The sequence below is a fragment of the Pseudomonas putida genome (genome assembly GCF_009883635.2).
Lineage (GTDB): Bacteria > Pseudomonadota > Gammaproteobacteria > Pseudomonadales > Pseudomonadaceae > Aquipseudomonas > Aquipseudomonas putida_W.
Genome location: NZ_CP026115.2, coordinates 5055579 through 5075038, shown reverse-complemented (window position 1 = coordinate 5075038; position 19460 = coordinate 5055579). Strand labels below are relative to the sequence as shown.

Annotated in this window: 19 protein-coding genes and 1 pseudogene; 8 read left to right on the top strand and 12 right to left on the bottom strand. The window is 59.6% G+C overall.

Going from position 1 to position 19460, the window contains the following annotated elements; translation table 11 throughout:
* Positions 1-41: 41 nt before the first annotated feature.
* From hutH to C2H86_RS23185, 4 genes are all read right to left on the bottom strand, one after another.
* Positions 42-1565 (bottom strand): histidine ammonia-lyase, encoded by a 1524-nt coding sequence (hutH, locus tag C2H86_RS23200; protein ID WP_159410016.1) that lies wholly within the window; start codon positions 1563-1565, stop codon positions 42-44.
* 12 nt (positions 1566-1577) lie between these two features.
* Complete coding sequence (locus C2H86_RS23195; RefSeq protein WP_430738602.1) at positions 1578-2396, bottom strand: quaternary amine ABC transporter ATP-binding protein; 819 nt, start codon at positions 2394-2396, stop codon at positions 1578-1580.
* Positions 2397-2407: 11 nt separating this feature from the next.
* Positions 2408-3259, bottom strand: coding sequence for an ABC transporter permease (locus C2H86_RS23190; protein ID WP_159410014.1), 852 nt, complete (start codon positions 3257-3259; stop codon positions 2408-2410).
* 75 nt (positions 3260-3334) lie between these two features.
* Positions 3335-4255, bottom strand: coding sequence for an ABC transporter substrate-binding protein (locus C2H86_RS23185; protein WP_240349733.1), 921 nt, complete (start codon positions 4253-4255; stop codon positions 3335-3337).
* On the opposite strand from C2H86_RS23185, the gene C2H86_RS28425 reads away from it, so the two are divergent.
* The 4 genes from C2H86_RS28425 (at position 4158) to C2H86_RS23170 (ending at position 6867) form a co-directional block, all read left to right on the top strand.
* Positions 4158-4409, top strand: coding sequence for a hypothetical protein (locus C2H86_RS28425; protein ID WP_240349744.1), 252 nt, complete (start codon positions 4158-4160; stop codon positions 4407-4409). The two genes, C2H86_RS23185 and C2H86_RS28425, sit on opposite strands and share 98 nt — an antisense overlap.
* Positions 4406-5320, top strand: coding sequence for a LysR family transcriptional regulator (locus C2H86_RS23180; protein WP_159410012.1), 915 nt, complete (start codon positions 4406-4408; stop codon positions 5318-5320). The genes C2H86_RS28425 and C2H86_RS23180 overlap by 4 nt, the downstream gene beginning before the upstream one ends.
* Positions 5321-5521: 201 nt before the next feature.
* Entirely contained in the window at positions 5522-6217 is a 696-nt protein-coding gene (locus tag C2H86_RS23175; protein ID WP_159410011.1) for a 3-oxoacid CoA-transferase subunit A, read from the top strand.
* A gap of 8 nt (positions 6218-6225) precedes the next feature.
* A complete protein-coding gene (locus C2H86_RS23170) occupies positions 6226-6867 on the top strand; it encodes a 3-oxoacid CoA-transferase subunit B (protein ID WP_159410010.1) in 642 nt (213 codons plus the stop codon).
* A gap of 211 nt (positions 6868-7078) precedes the next feature.
* Here C2H86_RS23170 and C2H86_RS28810 read toward each other — a convergent pair.
* Positions 7079-7156: pseudogene (locus C2H86_RS28810) on the bottom strand (DUF3077 domain-containing protein); the annotation flags it as partial.
* A 271-nt stretch (positions 7157-7427) separates the two neighbouring features.
* Between C2H86_RS28810 and C2H86_RS23165 the strand changes: the two are divergent.
* Positions 7428-8777 (top strand): D-serine ammonia-lyase, encoded by a 1350-nt coding sequence (locus tag C2H86_RS23165; RefSeq protein ID WP_159410009.1) that lies wholly within the window; start codon positions 7428-7430, stop codon positions 8775-8777.
* A 177-nt stretch (positions 8778-8954) separates the two neighbouring features.
* Here C2H86_RS23165 and C2H86_RS23160 read toward each other — a convergent pair whose 3' ends face one another.
* On the bottom strand, positions 8955-9833 hold the full coding sequence (locus C2H86_RS23160) for a LysR family transcriptional regulator (RefSeq protein WP_159410008.1): 879 nt from the start codon (positions 9831-9833) through the stop codon (positions 8955-8957).
* A 164-nt stretch (positions 9834-9997) separates the two neighbouring features.
* Between C2H86_RS23160 and C2H86_RS23155 the strand changes: the two genes are divergently transcribed.
* Both C2H86_RS23155 and C2H86_RS23150 read left to right on the top strand, forming a co-directional pair.
* Positions 9998-10984: an NAD(P)H-quinone oxidoreductase gene (locus C2H86_RS23155; RefSeq protein ID WP_159412983.1), complete on the top strand. Its 987-nt coding sequence runs from the start codon at positions 9998-10000 to the stop codon at positions 10982-10984.
* Between the two features lie 794 nt (positions 10985-11778).
* The gene (locus C2H86_RS23150; RefSeq protein ID WP_159410007.1) at positions 11779-12054 is read left to right on the top strand and encodes a DUF2790 domain-containing protein; all 276 of its coding nucleotides are present in this window, start codon (positions 11779-11781) and stop codon (positions 12052-12054) included.
* Here C2H86_RS23150 and C2H86_RS23145 read toward each other — a convergent pair whose 3' ends face one another.
* The 6 genes from C2H86_RS23145 to C2H86_RS23120 form a co-directional block, all read right to left on the bottom strand.
* Positions 12055-13005, bottom strand: coding sequence for a LysR family transcriptional regulator (locus C2H86_RS23145; RefSeq protein WP_240349634.1), 951 nt, complete (start codon positions 13003-13005; stop codon positions 12055-12057).
* Between the two features lie 111 nt (positions 13006-13116).
* Complete coding sequence (locus C2H86_RS23140; protein ID WP_159410006.1) at positions 13117-13896, bottom strand: SDR family NAD(P)-dependent oxidoreductase; 780 nt, start codon at positions 13894-13896, stop codon at positions 13117-13119.
* Entirely contained in the window at positions 13893-15068 is a 1176-nt protein-coding gene (locus C2H86_RS23135; protein ID WP_159410005.1) for an acyl-CoA dehydrogenase family protein, read from the bottom strand. The genes C2H86_RS23140 and C2H86_RS23135 overlap by 4 nt, the downstream gene beginning before the upstream one ends.
* A 25-nt stretch (positions 15069-15093) precedes the next feature.
* The gene (locus C2H86_RS23130) at positions 15094-15813 is read right to left on the bottom strand and encodes a histidine phosphatase family protein (RefSeq protein ID WP_159410004.1); all 720 of its coding nucleotides are present in this window, start codon (positions 15811-15813) and stop codon (positions 15094-15096) included.
* Positions 15803-16186 (bottom strand): DUF6285 domain-containing protein, encoded by a 384-nt coding sequence (locus tag C2H86_RS23125; protein ID WP_159410003.1) that lies wholly within the window; start codon positions 16184-16186, stop codon positions 15803-15805. The genes C2H86_RS23130 and C2H86_RS23125 overlap by 11 nt, the downstream gene beginning before the upstream one ends.
* Positions 16183-17241: a phosphotransferase family protein gene (locus tag C2H86_RS23120; RefSeq protein ID WP_159410002.1), complete on the bottom strand. Its 1059-nt coding sequence runs from the start codon at positions 17239-17241 to the stop codon at positions 16183-16185. The genes C2H86_RS23125 and C2H86_RS23120 overlap by 4 nt, the downstream gene beginning before the upstream one ends.
* A 195-nt stretch (positions 17242-17436) precedes the next feature.
* Here C2H86_RS23120 and prpR point away from each other — a divergent pair, with 195 nt between their 5' ends.
* The gene (gene prpR, locus C2H86_RS23115) at positions 17437-19404 is read left to right on the top strand and encodes a propionate catabolism operon regulatory protein PrpR (protein WP_159410001.1); all 1968 of its coding nucleotides are present in this window, start codon (positions 17437-17439) and stop codon (positions 19402-19404) included.
* Positions 19405-19460 lie beyond the last annotated feature (56 nt).

The following is a 19460-nucleotide window of genomic DNA, read 5'->3' as shown; positions in this document are numbered from 1 at the left end:
TGGCGATGGGCCGCAGAGCGGCCCTCCCCCACGGACAGCTCTCATAGCAAATCAGGGAACGCAACACCCAGCACGCCGGGGTCCTTCAAGATCGCTGCACTGCTGATGATATCCGGGGCCAGCCAACGGTCCTGGGCATAGGCCGGGACCCGTTCGCGCAACAACCGCCAGGCAACCCCGGTGCCGGCACCGAAGCGCTGCTCCTTGAGAAACTCGAATGCCTGGGCCGCCAACAGGTATTCGATGGCGAGGATCTGCGTGCAGTTCTCCAGGGCGCGGTGCAGCTTCAAGCCGGCATTGGTGCCCATGCTCAGGTGATCCTCCTGCAGGCCGGAGGTGACGTAGTTGTCGATGACGGCCGGTTGTGCCAGCTGACGGTTTTCCGCACACAGCGAAGCGGCCACGTACTGCACGATCATCATGCCCGAATTCACCCCCGGCTGGCTGACCAGGAACGCCGGCAAGCCGCTGACCAACGGGTTGATCAGGCGATCCAGGCGACGCTCGGCAATCGCCCCGATCTCGGCCACCGCGATGGCCAGCAAGTCGGCCGCCATGGCCACGGACTGGCCGTGGGGATTGGCCTGGGACACCACTCGGTACGACTCGGGCGTACCCAGCAACATCGGGTTGTCGGTCGAGGAGTTGAGCTCGGTTTCGATCTGCCGCGCCGCGTGTGCCAACTGATCGCGCGCGGCACCGTGAACCTGCGGGATCGAACGAATGCTTAAGGCGTCCTGGGTGCGAATGCCATGGCTGCTGGCAATGATTTCACTGCCGTCGAGCAGGCGCCGCAAGTTGCTGCCCACGCGCTGCATGCCGGGGTGCGGCTTCATCGCGATGATTTCAGGGTCGAAGGCATCGAGCTGGCCACGCAGGGCCTCGAAGCTCATGGCGCCGATCACGTCCGCCCATTGGCTCAAGCGCGTGGCGTCGTCCAGGGACAGGCAGCTCAGGCCGGTCATGCATGGGGTGCCGTTGACCAGGCACAGACCATCCTTGGCACCCAGCTTGACCGGTGCCAGACCCACCTCCTCCAGGGCTTGCTGCGCCGGCATGATCTGGCCGCGATAGCTGACCTGGCCGACCCCCAACAAGCTGATGCTGATGTGGGCCATGTGGGTCAGGTAACCCACCGACCCCTGTTTCGGCACCTGCGGCGTGATGTGCTGGTTGAGCAAGGTCAGCAGCGCCTCGACCACCTTGCGCTGAAGGCCGGAACGGCCCTGGCAGAAATTGATGATCGCCGCGCAGATGATCGCCCGGGTCTGCTCGTCCGACAGTGCGGCACCCACGCCACAGGCATGGCTGAGCAAGGTGTTGCGCGACAGCTGGCTGAGCTGTTCGTCCTGCAACGAGACATTGCACAAGGCGCCCAGCCCGGTGTTGACGCCATAGGCACGCTCACCACTGGCCACGATCCGCTGGACGATCGCCTGGGCGTTGTCGATCCGCGCCCAAGCCGATGGGGCCAGCTCGAGCTTTGCCCCGTGTCGCGCCACGGCCACCACGTCCTGCCAGCGAACGGGGGTATCGGCGATGATGATTTTTTCGGCAAACGACATACACGCGGTTCCTTAATGCGAAGCTACGCGGCGCTGCACGAAACGATCGACGTAGTCGTCCGCAGGCTGGTAGAGGATTTCCTTCGGCGTGCCGACCTGGATCAGGCGACCGTCCTTGAGAATGGCGATCCGGTTGCCGATGCGCACTGCTTCATCCAGGTCGTGGGTGATGAAGACGATGGTCTTGTGCAAGGTCTTTTGCAGTTCCAGCAACTGGTCCTGCATCTCGGCGCGGATCAGCGGGTCGAGCGCACTGAAGGCTTCGTCCATCAGGATGATGTCGGTGTCGGCCGCCAGGGCACGGGCCAGGCCGACGCGCTGACGCATGCCGCCCGACAACTGGTGCGGGTACGATTTTTCGTAACCCTTGAGGCCCACCGTGGCGATCCAGTGCAGGGCGCGCTCGGTGCAGGTGGCCTTGCTCTCGCCACGGACTTTCAGGCCATAGGCGACGTTGTCCAGCACCGTGCGGTGCGGCAACAGGCCGAAGCTCTGGAACACCATGCTGATCTTGTGCCGGCGGAATTCGCGCAGGGCGTCCATGTCGTACTGCAGGATGTCCTCGCCATCGACCAGGATCTCGCCGCTGGTGGGGTCGATCAGGCGGTTGAAGTGGCGCACCAGGGTCGACTTGCCCGAGCCCGACAGCCCCATGATCACGAAAATCTCGCCGCTGCCGATGGACAACGAAAGGTCATTGACCCCAACCACGCAGCCGGTCTCGGCCAGTACCTGATCCTTGGGTTTTTTCTGGCGGATCAGCTTCAGGGCATCCTCGGCGCGCGCCCCGAAAATCTTGTAGACGTTCTTGACTTCGATCTTGTTCATCATCTGCTTGGCGCTCATTTGCCCACCCCATGCCGTGGCCGGCCATAGGCCTGGGTAATGCGGTCGATCACAACCGCCAGAATCACAATGGCCAGGCCCGCTTCGAGGCCGCGGCCTACGTTCAGGGTCTGGATGCCGACCAGCACGTCTTCACCCAGGCCACGGGCACCGATCATCGAGGCGATGACCACCATCGACAGGGCCATCATGGTGGTCTGGTTGATACCGGCCATGATGCTCGGCAACGCCAGTGGCAGCTGCACACCGAACAGTTGTTGCAGGCGATTGGCACCAAAGGCATTGATCGCCTCCATGACCTCGCCGTCCACCTGGCGAATACCCAGGTCGGTCAGGCGAATCAGCGGTGGCGCGGCATAGATGACGGTGGCAAAGATCGCCGGCACCTTGCCCAGGCCGAACAGCATCAGCACCGGAATCAGGTACACGAAGCTGGGCATGGTCTGCATGATGTCGAGCAGCGGCATCAACACCGCCCGCAGGCGATCGTTGCGCGCCGACAGGATGCCCAGCGGAATGCCGACCAGCACCGATATCAGCGTGGCCACCAGCATCAGCGCCAGGGTCTGCATCAGCTTGTCCCAGAGCCCTACTGCCCCAACCAGGAACAGCAAGCCGACGATCACCGCCGTGGGTACGATCTTGCGGGTGGCGTGCCAGGCAATACCGCCGACGACAGCCAGCATCAGCCACCAGGGGGTTGCGCGCAGCAGGCCTTCGAGGCTGACGATGGCCCACAGCAGGGTCTCGGAAATGTGCCGGAACACGTCGCCGTAGTTGGTGACCAACGCGTCGACCCAGCCATTGACCCAGTCGGCAATGGAAAACGTGAAATTCTTGGGAAACATGGAATTCTCTCGAGCAAGTGCATGAAGCGGACTGCTGTATGGCGTGCCCGGCAGGCGCCGGACCCGCTCACACCCTCAGAGTGCCGCGTCTACCTTTTTGGCTGCGTCTTCGCTGACCCAGCGGTGCCAGACTTCGGGGTGTTCCTTGAGGAACAGCTTGGCCAGCTCCGGCGACTCGATACGCTCCTTGCTCATGCGCCCCAGGTTCTGGTTCAGCAGGTCGATCGGCAGGTTGATCTTCTCCAGCACCGCCACCAGCTCCGGCGCCTGCTCGTGGAAGGTCTTCGATACGCCCACCTTGATGGTCACGGACTTGTCCACGCCGGGTTTCTCGTCCAGTTTGACCAGGTCGGCCTGGCCCATCAGCGGGGTTGGCGACCAGTAGTAGAAGAGGATTGGCTCGCCACGCTTGTAGCTCGACAACACGGCGGCATCCAGTGCCGGGCCGGTGCCTGGGCGGAAGTTGGTGTAGGTGTTTTCCAGGCCGTAGCTCTTGAGCATTTCGCTGTTGTCCAGCTCGCAGGTCCAGCCGGCCGGGCAGTTGTAGAAGCGGCCCTTGTCTGGTTCTTCCGGGTCCTTGAACACCTGGGCGTATTGGCCCAGATCGGCGATGTTCTTGAGGTTCGGCGCCTTGGCTTCGAGCTTGCGCTTGGCATCGCCTTCGATCACATAACGCGGTACGTACCAGCCTTCGACCGCGCCGACCACCGGCGAGCCGACGCCGACGACCTTGCCGGCGGCCGCGGCCTTGTTCCAGACCTCGCTGCGCCCTACCCACTCTTCGGCAAACACCTGGATATCGTTGCTGCTCAGGGCGTTTTCCATGGAAATGGAGTTGCCCGGCAAGCTGTCGGTATCACAGCCATAGCCATTTTTGAGCACGAACTGCATCACATCCGTGAGCAACATCCCGCTTTCCCAGTTCAAACCGGCGAATTTCACCGGTTTGCCAGACTCGCACCAACCGGCCGCCTGGCTAGCGCCTGCGGACGCCAGCAGCCCGAAAGAAAGAGTCGTGGTCAGCAGAGCCTTTGTAATTGTCATTGTGACGCTCCCAAACATGATGATCACTGCGCAGGAGAAATATTTCACAACAAAAAAAAAGGATAAAATAATAAGTCCTGATGCATCACAACGGAAAAAGCTATGAAGTTCACCCTGCGACAACTTCGCTATGCGCTCGCAGCGGCCAAGCACGGCAACCTGACCACTGCCGCCATGGAGCTTCATGTTTCACAACCGTCCATCTCGGCAGCCATCACCGAGCTGGAGGAGGTGCTGGGGCAAGCGATTTTCATCCGCCAGCGGGGCCTGGGCATATCGCTGACCCCGTTCGGGCGTACCGTCATGGTCCAGGCCCGGCGCGTGCTGGCAGAGGCCCAGACCTTTGCCGAAATCCACGCCAATGCAGGCGAGTGCGTCGGCGAACTGGTGGTCGGCTGCTTTGAGGACCTGGCGCCCTATTGCCTGCCGCAAATCGTGCGGCGGATGCAGGAGTCCTGCCCAAGGGTCACAGTCGACATGCGCGATGGTAGCTTCGATTACGTGGGCAAGCGCCTCAGTGAAGGGGCGATCGAATTGGCAATCACCTACGACCTGGGTTTGCCGCCGAACACGCAAACCACCGAGCTGTGCCAACTGACCGCTCAGGTACTGCTGGCAGCCGATCACCCGTTGGCCAAGGAGCCACGTGTGAGCCTCAAGGCGCTGGCCGAATACACCTTGGTGGTCACCGATCAGGCGCAAAGTTGGCAGCATGTGCTGAACCTGTTCAGCTTTTACGACCTTACCCCCGCCGTTGTGCACCGCGTGCGCACCTTCGAATTGCAGCGCAGCCTGGTCGCCAATGGCTTTGGCGTGGCGCTGATCTACACCCGGCCATTTGGTGATCGTAGCTACGATGGCCAAGCGCTGGTCTGTCGGCCGACCGAGGAAAAGTTGCCCACCCACAGCATCGTCCTGGCCCATGACCAGCGCTATCCGCTGACGCCTTCGGCTGAAGCGTTCAAGGCGCTGGCGGTGGCCTGGTTCGCGGAACGACCGTCGTTTGCATCCGAGTGAACGCACGTCATCCGGGCCGGTCAGAAATCGCACAATTGTTCGGTAATCGCACGAATTCCTCTCCACCCTCTCTACTGTTGCACCGCATTGCGGCACGCTATGGACAAGTCAGCACACAACGCCAACGCGCTGAATGGCCCCACCGCGTAAACACGCGGCCAGGTCGACAATCCATACTCCAGGAAGAACCAGGAGCTCGCTGTGATCAATAAAACGTTTGAGTCCATCGCCAGCGCGGTGGAAGGGATTACCGACGGTTCGACCATCATGGTCGGTGGCTTCGGCACCGCCGGGATGCCGTCCGAACTCATCGATGGCCTGATCGCCACCGGTGCCCGCGACCTGACCATCATCAGCAACAACGCCGGCAACGGCGAGATCGGCCTGGCCGCTCTGCTGATGGCCGGCAGCGTGCGCAAGGTGATCTGTTCCTTCCCGCGCCAGTCTGACTCCTACGTCTTCGACGAACTGTACCGCACCGGCAAGATCGAACTGGAAGTGGTACCGCAAGGCAACCTGGCCGAGCGTATCCGTGCCGCAGGTTCGGGCATCGGTGCATTCTTCTCGCCGACCGGCTACGGCACCCTGCTGGCCGAAGGCAAGGAAACCCGTGAGATCGACGGCCGCCAGTACGTGCTGGAAATGCCGCTGCACGCCGACTTCGCGCTGATCAAGGCGCACAAGGGTGACCGTTGGGGCAACCTGGTGTACCGCAAGGCCGCGCGCAACTTCGGCCCGATCATGGCCATGGCCGCCAGGACCGCCATCGCCCAGGTCGACCAGATCGTCGAGCTCGGTGAACTGGACCCGGAACACATCATCACCCCGGGTATCTTCGTCCAGCGCGTGGTCGCCGTTTCCGGCGCTGCCGCTTCTTCGATCGCCAACGCTGTCTGAGGCCTGCCATGACCATCACCAAAAAGCTCTCCCGCACCGAGATGGCCCAGCGCGTGGCCGCGGACATCCAGGAAGGCGCGTACGTCAACCTGGGCATCGGCGCACCGACCCTGGTGGCCAACTACCTGGGCGACAAGGAAGTGTTCCTGCACAGCGAGAACGGCCTGCTGGGCATGGGCCCAAGCCCGGCGCCGGGCGAGGAAGACGATGAACTGATCAACGCCGGCAAGCAGCACGTGACCCTGCTCACCGGCGGTGCTTTCTTCCACCACGCCGACTCGTTCTCGATGATGCGTGGCGGCCACCTGGACATCGCCGTGCTGGGCGCCTTCCAGGTCTCGGTCAAGGGCGACCTGGCCAACTGGCACACCGGCGCCGAAGGTTCGATCCCCGCCGTGGGCGGTGCGATGGACCTGGCCACCGGCGCCCGCCAGGTGTTCGTGATGATGGACCACCTGACCAAGTCCGGCGAAAGCAAGCTGGTGCCCGAGTGCACCTACCCGCTGACCGGCATCGGTTGCGTCAGCCGCATCTACACCGACCTGGCCGTGCTGGAAGTGACCGCCGATGGACTGAAAGTGGTAGAGATCTGCGCTGACATCGACTTCGAGCAGTTGCAGGCGCTCAGTGGCGTGCCGCTGATTCAGTGATGTGCAGCGGTGGGTCGTTATCGCCAGATTGATGGCGTGATGGCCAAAAGGTGTTCGACGTTGAACAGACAGCGCCTGTAAGACCGAGCGCCGCCCGCGCGGCGCTCGAACTCACAGGCGCTGCACAATTGTCGACGAACACCTGGCAGCCGTGATGCGTTCTCAGACCTGGCCTTTCGCAGCCCCCATGCCTACCTCGGCGCCATCCATCAAGGTCCTGGCCATCACCCATCAACTCCGAAGCCTGCTCTCGGGCGAGCTGGCAAGGGATGACTGGTTCGATACGGTGGACTTCTTCGCCAGGGCGACGATCTTCAGCATTTTCGTATTGAGTCGCCCCCCACTCTGAATACCAACTCAATGCCATAGGTGACATGGGTTCACCTATGCATTGAAAAGCGATCGTTTGAGTCGATCAAATCGCTGAAATCTAATGGTTGGAAACCAACAAGAATTTGCCGCAGCGACCGTGCTGGCCTCGATAATTGCCTTGTGCCTGACCCTGCTGCTTTCGAAGATTGTCTGATCTACTGTGCACAGACTGCGCTACAGGTGAAATCATGATTCACGGAAAAACCTTGCAAGCCTGGCAACAAAGCCACCCGATCATTGCCGAGCTGGTCGCCCTGAAGGAAACCAGCTGGTTCAACCCTGCTATTGCCAAGGCGTCAGAAGCGTTGAGCGACGTGGGCTTGACCGCTGAAGATGTACAGGCCGCGAGCCAGCGGCTGCAGCGGTTTGCGCCCTACCTCGCCACCGTGTTCCCCGAAACGGCCGCTACCGGCGGGGTTATCGAGTCGCACATCGCCCCACTGCCGCAGCTTCGCCAGCAACTGATCGAAGAAGGATCACTGCAGCATGTGGGTAGTCTGTGGCTGAAAGCCGACAGCGACCTGCCCATTTCAGGCTCCATCAAGGCCCGTGGCGGCATTCATGAGGTGCTCAAGCACGCTGAGGACCTGGCCTTGGCAGCCGGCCTGATCACGCCCTCCGATGACTATGCCCTCTTGGCCAGCGAGCAGGCGCGCGCGTTCTTCAGCCAGTACAAGATCGCCGTGGGTTCGACCGGTAACCTGGGCTTGTCGATCGGCATCATGAGCGCGAAGCTGGGCTTCCAGGTCAGCGTGCACATGTCATCCGACGCCCGGCAGTGGAAAAAGGACAAGCTGCGCGCCAACGGTGTAACGGTCGTTGAGCACGCCTCGGACTACAGCGTTGCCGTCGAGCAAGGCCGCCAACAGGCAGCGTCCGATCCCAGCTGCTATTTCGTTGACGACGAGAACTCCCCACAACTGTTTCTGGGTTATGCCGTCGCCGCCGAGCGCCTGGCTCGACAATTCGACCAGGCCGGCATCAAGGTGGACGCCGATCACCCGCTGTTCGTCTACCTGCCCTGCGGTGTTGGCGGCGGCCCTGGCGGCGTCGCCTTCGGCTTGAAGCTGGTATTCGGCGATGCCGTGCACTGCGTTTTCGCCGAGCCCACCCACTCGCCCTGCATGCTGCTGGGGGTGTACACCGGCCTGCACGATGAAACCAGCGTGCAAGACTTCGGCATCGACAACATCACCGCCGCCGACGGCCTGGCGGTCGGGCGACCGTCCGGGTTCGTCGGCAAAGCCATGCAGCGGCTGATCGATGGCTACTACACGGTGACCGACGAAGAACTGTACCGTCTGATGGTGATTGCCTTCGAACAGGACAAGGTCAAGCTGGAGCCCTCGGCGCTGGCCGGCGTACCCGGGATGGTCCGGGTGCTACAGGCGAGCGACTATCTGGCTCGCCTGGGCTACACCCTTGCCCAGCTGCAGCAGGCTACCCACCTGGTCTGGGGAACGGGTGGCAGCATGGTGCCGGACGATGAGTTCAACACCTACCTGGCGAAAGGACGTAGTCTTCCGGCTAAGGCTTAACAGCAGGCGATGAACTCTTCGACTTATTATGCGTGATAATTAAATATTATGCGACGCTACTATTCTTAAGCTGAAACGAAATACGTACCCTGCAAAAAACCAACACCCAAGGAGTAAATTTTCTTCCTCGTGGTCAATTCAACCTTGATTAGCGGTGCTATATCACACAATTGATTCTTAGCTAACCTTTGATCCGGTGAAGCACTCCGATAAGTACCTGATGACAAGGCGTAAGCGCGCTGTATGACGTAGATCCTTATGCGTGATCAGCCAGACTTCATATGGCCTGCTTCTTTCCCTTGAGGGCCATACCCTCTGAAGACCGTCACGTAGCCCCAGTACAACCGGTATCTCACCGATCCCCAGACCCTCAGCTAGCGAACGCCGGACCATCATGCTGGAGTTCACCGCTACCACCACCCTGGCCTGATCTATAGGTTCGTCAACTAAGGTTGGGCTTGGCCGGTCGCGCCAGTATGGCTCGTACATGACCAAATCATGCCCTTTAAATCCATTACCCTCCTCTGGTACGCCATGACGTTGCAGGTATTCAGAGGACGCAAAGAGCCCCATTGGCCAGTCTGCCAACTTCCGTAAAATCAGATCAGGATTGTCCGGACGTTGATTCCTGATAGCAATGTCCGTTTCACGTTTTGACAGATTGACCACTTCGGAGGTGCTGCTGAGGAATACCCTGATGTCAGGATATTCAAGATGCAGCGCCTTCAACGCTGGTATCACAAAGTCACAGGCTAAGGAGTCGGTTGTCGATATCCGAATGTCGCCAGCCAATTCATTGTCCGCACCACGTGTGCGTCGAGCCAGCTCCAAGGCCGCGAGCTCCATTTTCTCGGCCATTTCAAATGCCATCTCTCCAACGCTGGTTAATTGATAGCCGGCGGGAGTGCGCAGGAACAAGGTCGATCCTAGGTCCGCCTCCATAGCAGCAATGCGACGTCCCACTGTAGCCTGGTCTACACGAAGCTCCCGAGCCGCCCGCCGCAATGTCAGCTCGCGGCCCAACGCGAGCAGTACCCGTGCATCATCCCAGTTCATCTGAATACTCTCATGAAGAATTTCTGCGACAGAGCATCGCAAAATCGCCGCGCGCTAACGCTCCGATGCTTGCGTACCCTTGTGTCATCCAGCGGAAACAGCTGGCGCTCACTTTCTCCAAGGATTATTCCATGAATGGCACCCGCAATATGCATGACAAACGAATGATTGCCATTGAGATTACTCAATCAGGCGGTCCCGAAGTACTACAGCCCACCGAACGTCCGATTCCTACCCCGAGTCCACGGGAAATCCTGATCCGAGTTCACTCAGCTGGCGTCAACGGCCCTGATCTGCTTCAGCGTAAAGGGCTTTACGATGCGCCGCCAGGTGCGTCGGACATTCCAGGTCTAGAGGTAGCTGGGGAAGTAGTCGCGCTTGGCAACGAGGTGTCGCACTTCACGATCGGTGACAGGGTAATGGCCCTAATTCCAGGTGGTGGTTATGCCGAGTATGCCGTGGCAGACGAACGCACCACCATGCACCTGCCCGATGGCCTGTCAATGGCCGAGGCCGCTGCGCTACCCGAAACCTTCATGACCGTTTGGGTCAATCTCTTCCAACGAGGCCAATTTAAAGCAGGGGAGTCCGTTTTGATTCATGGTGGCGCTTCCGGCATCGGTACCACGGCAACTATGCTGGCCAAAGCGTTCTCTGCATCGAAGGTATTTACAACCGTCGCCAATGCACAGCAACAGGCAGCTAGCTTGGCCCTTGGTGCCGACGTTGCCATCAACTACACCGAACAGGATTTCGTCGAACAGGTCATGCAGGGAACGAACAACCAAGGTATAGACGTGATTGTCGATATCATTGCCGGGGACTATGTATCACGTAATTTTCAAGCAGCAGCCATGAATGGCCGAATCGTCCAAATCGGGGTGATCAAGGGACCTGCCACGCAAGTCGACTTGTTCCCAATGCTGGTTAAACGCCTCACCCACATCGGTTCTACACTGCGGTCACGCAGTCAGGACGATAAGGCCAAAATCATTGCCGAACTTGAGTCAAACGTTTGGCCGCATGTCCGCAGCGGAAGCATTAAGCCGCTGATCCACAGAACTTTCCCTCTTAAAGAGGCCGCACAGGCTCATGCGCTGATGGAGTCCGGACAGCATATTGGCAAGGTGGTTCTGACCCTGCTGCATTAATTCGATTAGCAGCGGTGAGGTGGTATACAAGCCCCTCACCTTTCACGATCGCCACTACAGTGCCGAGCAGGAAGAATCATGATCAGCCAAGCAGTAACGTTTGAAAGTGGCGACCCAGTGCAGCCGTCATCTTCGATCCATAGCGACCCGGAGCATAATTGCCCAGCTTCGCCTTGTACCCCAGCGGACGTACCTGATCAGCCCAATTCCCCACCTCCTTACCGCCCCTTACCAACAATACGATCCGGCCGCCGCCGACTCAATCCAGCATCCGCAGAGGCCGGTTACTGACGGTTGAGCGAAGGCTCAAGGTTGTGTAAAGCAGCGGTAGTGCAGCTCAACCGCTAGCACGGGGATCGGTGATATCAGTCCAGAGGTATCAGTGCTCAGCCCACCACTTATTGGAGCAAGGGCAGAAACCGATTCATCCACGATACCGCGTGACGGTTTATTAACAGAGTACTGCTTTAAAGACATCGCTCTGACGTTACTTCGAGCATCAGATCAGGCGAGCACTAGAGTTGCGAATCGACAGCCTCTGTAGACCAGGACCACCTCGCACTTCAGCTACAAACGCCTAAAGCGATATGTGCTCATCGCAGCGCAATCCGCTTAAAAGTTCGACCTGCAAATTGCCTGCCCCTAAGCGATTATTAAGCAGGCAGCAACAATGTTTTAACTGAATCAACATTTAATCACAAGCTGCACAGTGCAAAAATCAACTCACACCTTTAGTGCATCAGCCTACTCAAGGCTGACACACATCAAAGGTCACTTTCAATCAGGAGACACAAATGAAAACCTTACTTGCGATCGCCGCACTCACACTGGCTGGTCAGGTATTTGCTGGTCAGCCAGTGAGCAACATGAATAGCTCCTTCCCCTCGGCACCACAGGACTATTCATACAGCATGGATCTTGACATTGCCAAAGTTATTTCCATGACTTCGGAGGGAGCTACTGACTGCGGCATCATACCGGCCACCTTGATATACGCTGATCATGAGGGTCAAGTTCATGCGATCAAATATCATAAACAATCCTACGCTTGCCTGGGTGAAAATGGATGATCAAGGCTTGGAGGCGAGCACTTCGCTCGCCTGGCCTTGCAAGATCCGCTCATCAACGAACAACCGCTCTGGCAACCATTTCTTCAAAAAGTCGATCCACGTTCTCACCTTGGCATCCAGAAACTGGCGAGACGGGTAGATAGCAGAAATATTTCGTTGATTGGCGCGGATTTGCGGCAACACCCGGACTAAGTCGCCATTGCGTATGGACGCCGCCGCTACATAACCTGGAATCAGACAAATACCCATGTTTTCCTTGGCGGCCTGAGCAATCGAATCGGCAACATTCACTGAAAACATTTGCCGAGCGGGGATTATTTCCTCAATGTCGAACCCATCGATCTCCCACCCCTTGGGGAAAGCAGGGTCACGAAGCATCAGGCAGGTATGTCTCGCTAAATCCTTGAGCGACTCCGGGCTGCCACGCTCCTCTAAATAATTGCGGCCCGCGCAAAGTACACTGTAGGTTGAACCCAATGGCTGAGCTATGAAGCCTGAATCAGCAAAGCGCGCATTGGCTGATATCAGTACATCATATCCCTCAGCCAGCATGTCTGGCTCCACCTGCGAGAGACTTAAATCAAAGTCGACATCCAAGTTAAGCGCAGAGTACTGTGCAATTAGAGGGATCACATGATAGTGTCCAATCCCATTTGGTGAGTGCACTCGTAATTTTCCAAATGCTTCCAGATGCGCCCCGGTCGCCTCAAGCTCGGCGAGTTTTACCTCTTCTATTATCCCTCGACACCGCTCGAGATACCGCTGCCCTACCTCCGTCATGGCCAGCTTTCGGGTCGTCCTGTTGAGCAAGCGTGCTTTCAAATGGCTTTCTAATTCAGCGATGCTTCGAGAGACATGCGGTGTGGAGTAGCCCAACGAGTCGGCAGCAGCAGTAAAGCTGCCCTGCTCGACGACTCGTACAAAAATCTGCATCGCATGAAACAGTTCCACCTGATGCACCTCGCATTAATGGATTGAAAGCAAGCGAAGCCCCTGGAAGCTTCGCCCATTTTCTATAGTGTCAGCTCATCCCAGGCTATTTCAGGTTCGAAGTCGCATGATTCAAAGGCCAGCACAGGCATGCCCACCATCGACGATGATTTCTGCTCCTGTCATGCCGCTCCCTGCCCGCGAAGCGAGCAACAGCAAAGCACCATCCAGATCGCTACTCGCACAGAACCGACGGCTGGGTATCCGAGCGCGCAAGCGCTCACCGGCTTCACTGGAAAGGAACGCGTCATTTATCTCGGTAACCACATAGCCGGGCGCAAGGGCGTTGACACGAATACCATGTCGCGCCAACTCCAGAGCCATTGAACGGGTTAAATGACTTAGCCCTGCCTTCGCCGCACAATATGGGCCAACTCCCCCACTGACGCGGCTTGCCAGAATAGAGGTGACGTTGATCACGCTGCCCCCTCGACCCGCCAGGGTCATGCGTCTGGCAGACTCCTGCGCTACAGCCCATGCGCCTTTGAGGTTAGTATCGACGATGCGGTCCCAGTCCTGGTCATCATAGTCCAGTACCCGCTTGGTATCGCTAATCCCGGCATTGTTGACCACTACATCCATGCCGCCGAAATCTCGCTCGATGTTATCCAGGCATTCAATGACTGACTGACGCGAAGTCACGTCCAGCGCATAGGCCCTGGCCTCATGCCCTTCGCAAGCCAGCTCACTGACCACTTCATGCAAGCGGTCAACTCTTCGGGCAGCCATCGCTACGCGGGCGCCGGCTGCGGCCAACGTCTTGGCGAAATGAAGTCCCAGCCCGCTCGAAGCGCCTGTCACCAGCACGCGCTGGCCAGTCAGGTCGAAAAGCTCTCTGATAAAGTCGCTCACAGTGCACCTCCTTCCATGCGGGACACGATTTTGCGCGCAAGGCTCATGCGGTGAACCTCGTTGGGGCCATCGTAGATGCGAAAACCGCGGGCATCACGGAAGATTCGGTCGACAATTGCCTCACTGGTGACGCCCTGCCCCCCCAAGATCTGCACGCTACGATCAATGACACGCCAGATACCCTCCGAACTGATGACTTTGGCCATGCTCGACTCAAAATTGCCACGCTCTCCTTGGTCCAGTATCCACGCGCAATGCCAGATAGCCAGGCGCGTGGTGAGCAGGTCCATCTCGTTGTCGGCGAGCATGAAGCCCACGCCTTGATGCTCACCGAGCCGCTTACCGAAGGATTCGCGTTGGCTGGCATAGGTACACGCCACCTCGTGTGCACGACGTGCCTGCCCCAACCAGCGCATGCAATGGGTCAGGCGAGCCGGCGCCAGGCGCACCTGCGCATAGCGAAAGCCCTTACCCACCTCGCCAAGCACATGACTCGCGGGAACGCGAAGATTCTCGAAGCGCAGCACGCAATGCCCCCCTGTGAAACAGGTGTCTAGCGAGTCCATCATCCGTTCAAGGATAAAACCGGGCTGGTCGGTATCGGTCAGGAACATGGTCGCGTTACCGTCTTCGGTGCGCGCCATGATGATCGCGAAGCTCGCGCCTTCGGCGCCAGTGATCAGCCACTTGCGACCGTTGATGAGGTAGTCGTCGCCATCACGTACCGCGGTGGTCATCAGCATAGAAGGGTCAGAACCCGCCCCTGGTGCAGGCTCGGTCATCGCGAAACAGGAGCGGATCTGCCCCTGTACGAGCGGACGCAGCCAGCGGTCCTTTTGCGCCTCGGTAGCGACGGCCTCCAGCAAGTGGATGTTGCCTTCGTCCGGCGCATGGATGTTCATCGCCGTTGGCCCCAGTGGCGAATACGCCGCCTCTTCAAAGATGACGGCTTTGGCTACATGCGTCAGGCCCAGCCCTCCCATTTCCCGGGAGGCATGAGGGGTCAACAGCCCATTCGCGCGCGCCTTCGCAACGAGCGCCTCGCGCAGGCTGGCAGAAGGCCCGTGAGGCGTCTGGCGAGGATCGCTCTCCATTGGGACGATCTCGTTGGCAATGAATTTCCGGACTCGCGCCTGCAGCGCGATCAAATCATCAGGGAGTGCAAAGTTCATGTCTGATTCCTTGGTAGGTGATAGATCAGGTAGACGGTTTGCTCGGTGCGATGGCGTGGTACAGAGACTCCAGGACGGTGTCATGAAGGCCTGCCTTGTGGGGGTTGTAAGGCGTGAAATTCAGTGTGCGCAGGGTGGCGCAATACCTGTGCTTGCCATGGGGATCGATGTCCATGACGTTCAGGCAGGCATTGTCCTGTTCGAATGCGGCGATGCCTGGCAGGCCTGTACCTGTGGCCCAGGCCAGCACGATGCGATTGACCGCATCGTGGCTGACGATGAGTGCCGACTCCCACGAGTCATCCTCAAGCAGTTCCAGTAAGGTCCCCAGCACACGCTGGCTGAAATCGGACCAGTACTCACCGCCGAGGAAGGTCGCCCCAGGATCGGAGGCGCCCCGATAAGCGTCCGTTACGGTTTCACGCAGGCTCACCGGCGGAATGTCGCGCAAGCGTCCGGCGCGAATCTCCCTGAGTTCGGTCCGGATCTCGATCGGCACATTGCGCCCGCTCAGCAAACGCTCCAGCGTCTGTTGCGCTCGCGGGTAATCGGAGACCAGCACCCGGTCAAAGTGCGTGTCCTGCAACACTTCGCCGAGCGCCGCGACCTGCTGCTCACCGCGAGGGGACAGGCTCACCGTGCGAGGATCCAGCGGCCGCCCCTGAGTGTCGAAATACTCGACATGCCCATGACGAACCAGATAACAGCGGCGACGGCGCGGCACACCGGCACGGTCACTGGTCATCGCGCAGCACCTTTGGATTGCTGATGACCAAACGTGCCTTGGTGATGCGCCTCAACGCATCAAGCATTTGCAATTGCGCGGTATCAGCGCCATCGAAGACACCCTTGCGGATGAAGCCCGCCAGCAGGCTGCGCGCATGTCCTGGCGTCATCTGCGCCAGGCCATGCCGGGCCATGATTTCAGACAGGGATTTCGCTTCGATGCTGGCCAACGCTGCGCCATGTTCGAGCTCCCGTTCGACGATGGATATCGCCCGGGCGATCATCCGGCATTCATAGAGGCGCGCTCCACCGAGTTCGGGGAGCACCACCTCGATCAGCGTGGCCCTGGCGGTGGTCAGAAGGTCGGTCGTGCTGACATGACGCGTGTTCATGCGTGTCCTCCGCTGAGCAACAGGATTTCGTGTTCGAGCTCTGGCAGCAGATACCCCGTGAGGGCCAGCTCCAGGGACGGTTGCTGGCCGCTGAGATGCCGCTGTACTTGCTGCAGTGCCACCACTGCCCAGCGCAAGTGCGCCATCAATTGCCAAAAGCGCAGGTCCTGTTCGCCGATGCGGTACCCGGATATCGCGGCGTACCCCTCCAGGAACGCACTCAACGGCCCCACCCCTCCCGCTTCCCGGTCAGCCCGGGCGAAGCGCCAACAGCGCGCGGTGAACCAGCCAATGTCTTCGCGTGGGTCACCCCAACCGGCGAACTCCCAGTCCAGGACACCGCTCAGGCGCCCGTTATCGACCATGTAGTTGCCGGTCCGATAGTCGCGGTGCAACAGCCGTACGGGCAAAGGAGCCGGCTTGTGCACTTCGCACCAACGCAGCCCCCACTCGATCACCGGGTGCTTCTCAGGCAGTTCGTCCAGGTAGCCTCGGTACTGCTCGATACTCGCCTGTACCGGGTCGCGCGTGGGCGGTGGCAAGAACGCCAGGCCCGGATGCTCGGGCACGATGCGATGAAGTCGAGCGAGATTTTCTCCTAGCGCTCGGCACAGTTCATCGCGCTGGGGCTCCAGAGCCGGATCCGTGGTCAAGCGGTGTCCGCTCGAGATGCCCGTTAGCTTGCGCATGATGAAAAAGTCGCGGCCAATCACCGCGGGATCGCTGCAAAGCCAGAGCGGCTCCGGCACCTTGACGCCCGCTGCATTCACCGCTGAGAGGACCGCGAACTCCTGGCTTCGACTCATGCTGACCGCCACGGAGGACGCTGCGTCAGTGCGCAGGACCCAGCAGTCGCTGGATTGCCGCTCACCGTCGCGGACCGTGCCGCTCAACAGCCAGTTTTCCTGGATTGCACCGCCAGAGAGGCGCTGACAATCCATGATTGATACATCGTCTGCCCCTAGTTGCCGCCGCACGTACTCGCCAAGGCAAGACAGGGCATCCGGGATGCTGACCCGCCCGGAGGCGGATCTTGAGGAACTCGTGCTGTGCATCGCGTCTTCAAACTCGCTAGAAAGGGTTCACAACCCCTTGAGCAAGACCCGCGCCAGCTTTAAAAAACAAAATTTACTCAATACAAATCAACTACTTGGATGCATTTCACAAGACAAATACGGCACGTATCTCTGCAGCATTATTGCAGGTTTGAAATATCGGTTTCACTATAGAAAAAACTGCGGAAGCCAGAGATGCACACCGAAGAGTACCTACCTAGAGTGGTTGCGCTGATCACTCACCTTCGCCTGCCTGACGGCCCTAGTCGGATGGCGCGGATCGTCGAACAGGTGATCCCGGACTATTACGGCAGGGCCCGAGTGGAGGTCGTCGAGACGACGATCAGCCAACTGCTCGATACCGGGCACGCCCTGGAGGCCAGGGAGGACGTCGATGTGATCATCTGTTCTGGCGCGACCTCCGAATACCTCAGGCGGCACCTCTCGACAGCCGTCCTGTCGATTCGCATGGGCGAGTACGACCTCATTCGCGCCCTCGACCTTGCCCGGGCACGCGCCACCAAAGTCGGTATCGTCAGCTTCCAGCATGTCCACCCCGAGCTTCAAGCCATGTCGTCGCTGTTCACCGTCGACATCCGCCAGGTCACCTACAGCACTTACGAGGGGGCTCGCCAACAGATCCATGACCTGGTCGATGACGGGTATCACGTGGTGGTGGGGTCCTCCACCGCAGTGGAGATTGCCGAGGCCGCAGGTGCGCAGGGCATCCTGGCGCTTAACGCCGATACGGTGCGCCGAGCCCTGGAGGATGCCCTGGCGATCTGTCGAAGCCGCCAACAGAGCCTCGTCCAGCAACAGCGCCTCAATGCAGTGTTGCGCAATCTATCCGATGGCGTGATCGCCGTGGATGCCGAGGGAGCCGTCCAATCGCTGAACCCGCGCATGGCGACGCTATTGGGCATCACAAGCGACTGGGCGCGCGGACGCCTCGTCAACGAAGTCGTTCCCGGCCTCGACATCACCCATATCCATTACAGCGACGAAGGCGAGGAAAGCCACATACTCAAGATCGGTGCCCGCACACTGGCCGCCAACGTCACCCCCATCATCGAGAACGGCAAGCCTGACGGGTTGGTGATCACCTGCCAGGAAGCAAACGCGATCCAGCGAGCGGACCGACGTATTCGTAGCCAGGTCAAACCACGGCAGTTCACCGCTCGCTACCGCTTCGAGCAGATGCTTGGCCAAGCCCCAGGCTTTCGCGTCATGCTGGACCTCGCCCAGCGCTATGCCATCGCCGACGCCACCGTGCTCATCCAGGGTGAAAGTGGCACCGGCAAGGAACTGTTGGCACAAAGCATCCATAACGCCAGCCCTCGCCAGTCCGGGCCGTTCGTCGCCATCAACTGCGCAGCCTTTCCCGAGTCATTGCTGGAAAGCGAACTCTTTGGCCACGAAGAAGGTGCCTTCACTGGATCGCGCAAAGGGGGCAAGGCGGGCCTGATAGAAAATGCCCACACCGGGACCTTGTTCCTGGACGAGATCGGAGACATGCCAGTGACGCTGCAAACGCGCCTTCTGCGGGTACTGCAGGAGCGTGAAGTGTTGCGCCTGGGGGCGGCCGAACCCACGCCTGTCGATATCCGCGTGATCGCCGCCACGCACCGTGATCTGCGCGCACGGGTCCGCGAGGGCGAGTTCCGAGAGGACCTCTATTACCGGGTGAACATCTTGCGACTGGCCATCCCTCCACTGCGAGAACGCCCCCAAGACATCCCCATGCTCGCGCGAGCCTTGTTAACGAAGCTATCACCCCGAATGCCAACCAGCGCGGCCCCCCACGCGCTGCTCGATCGGCTCATGCCTTACCTTCAGCAGCACGGCTGGCCAGGCAACATCCGCGAGCTGGAGAACATTATCGAACGCGCCGTGTTGTCGGCCAATGTGCTTCAGGACACGAACACCGACCTGGAGCTGCACGCGCTGTTCGACGAGTTGTTCGAGCCGCCATCAGCCCACTCCCCCCAAGCGGTTGCGCCGCACATAGGCCAGGACTTGCGAAGCCTCAGCCGAGCACAAGAAAGCGCCCGTGTCAGTGAAATGGTCGCGCTTTGCGAAGGCGACATGGATGAAGCGGCCAGGCGCCTAGGCATAAGCCGTACCACGCTCTGGCGGCGTCTGCGTAGCGCAAAGGCCAACTAGCGGCAGACACATCGCTTCATCTCTGAATTTTATTTCAGAAATGAAATGCAAATGCA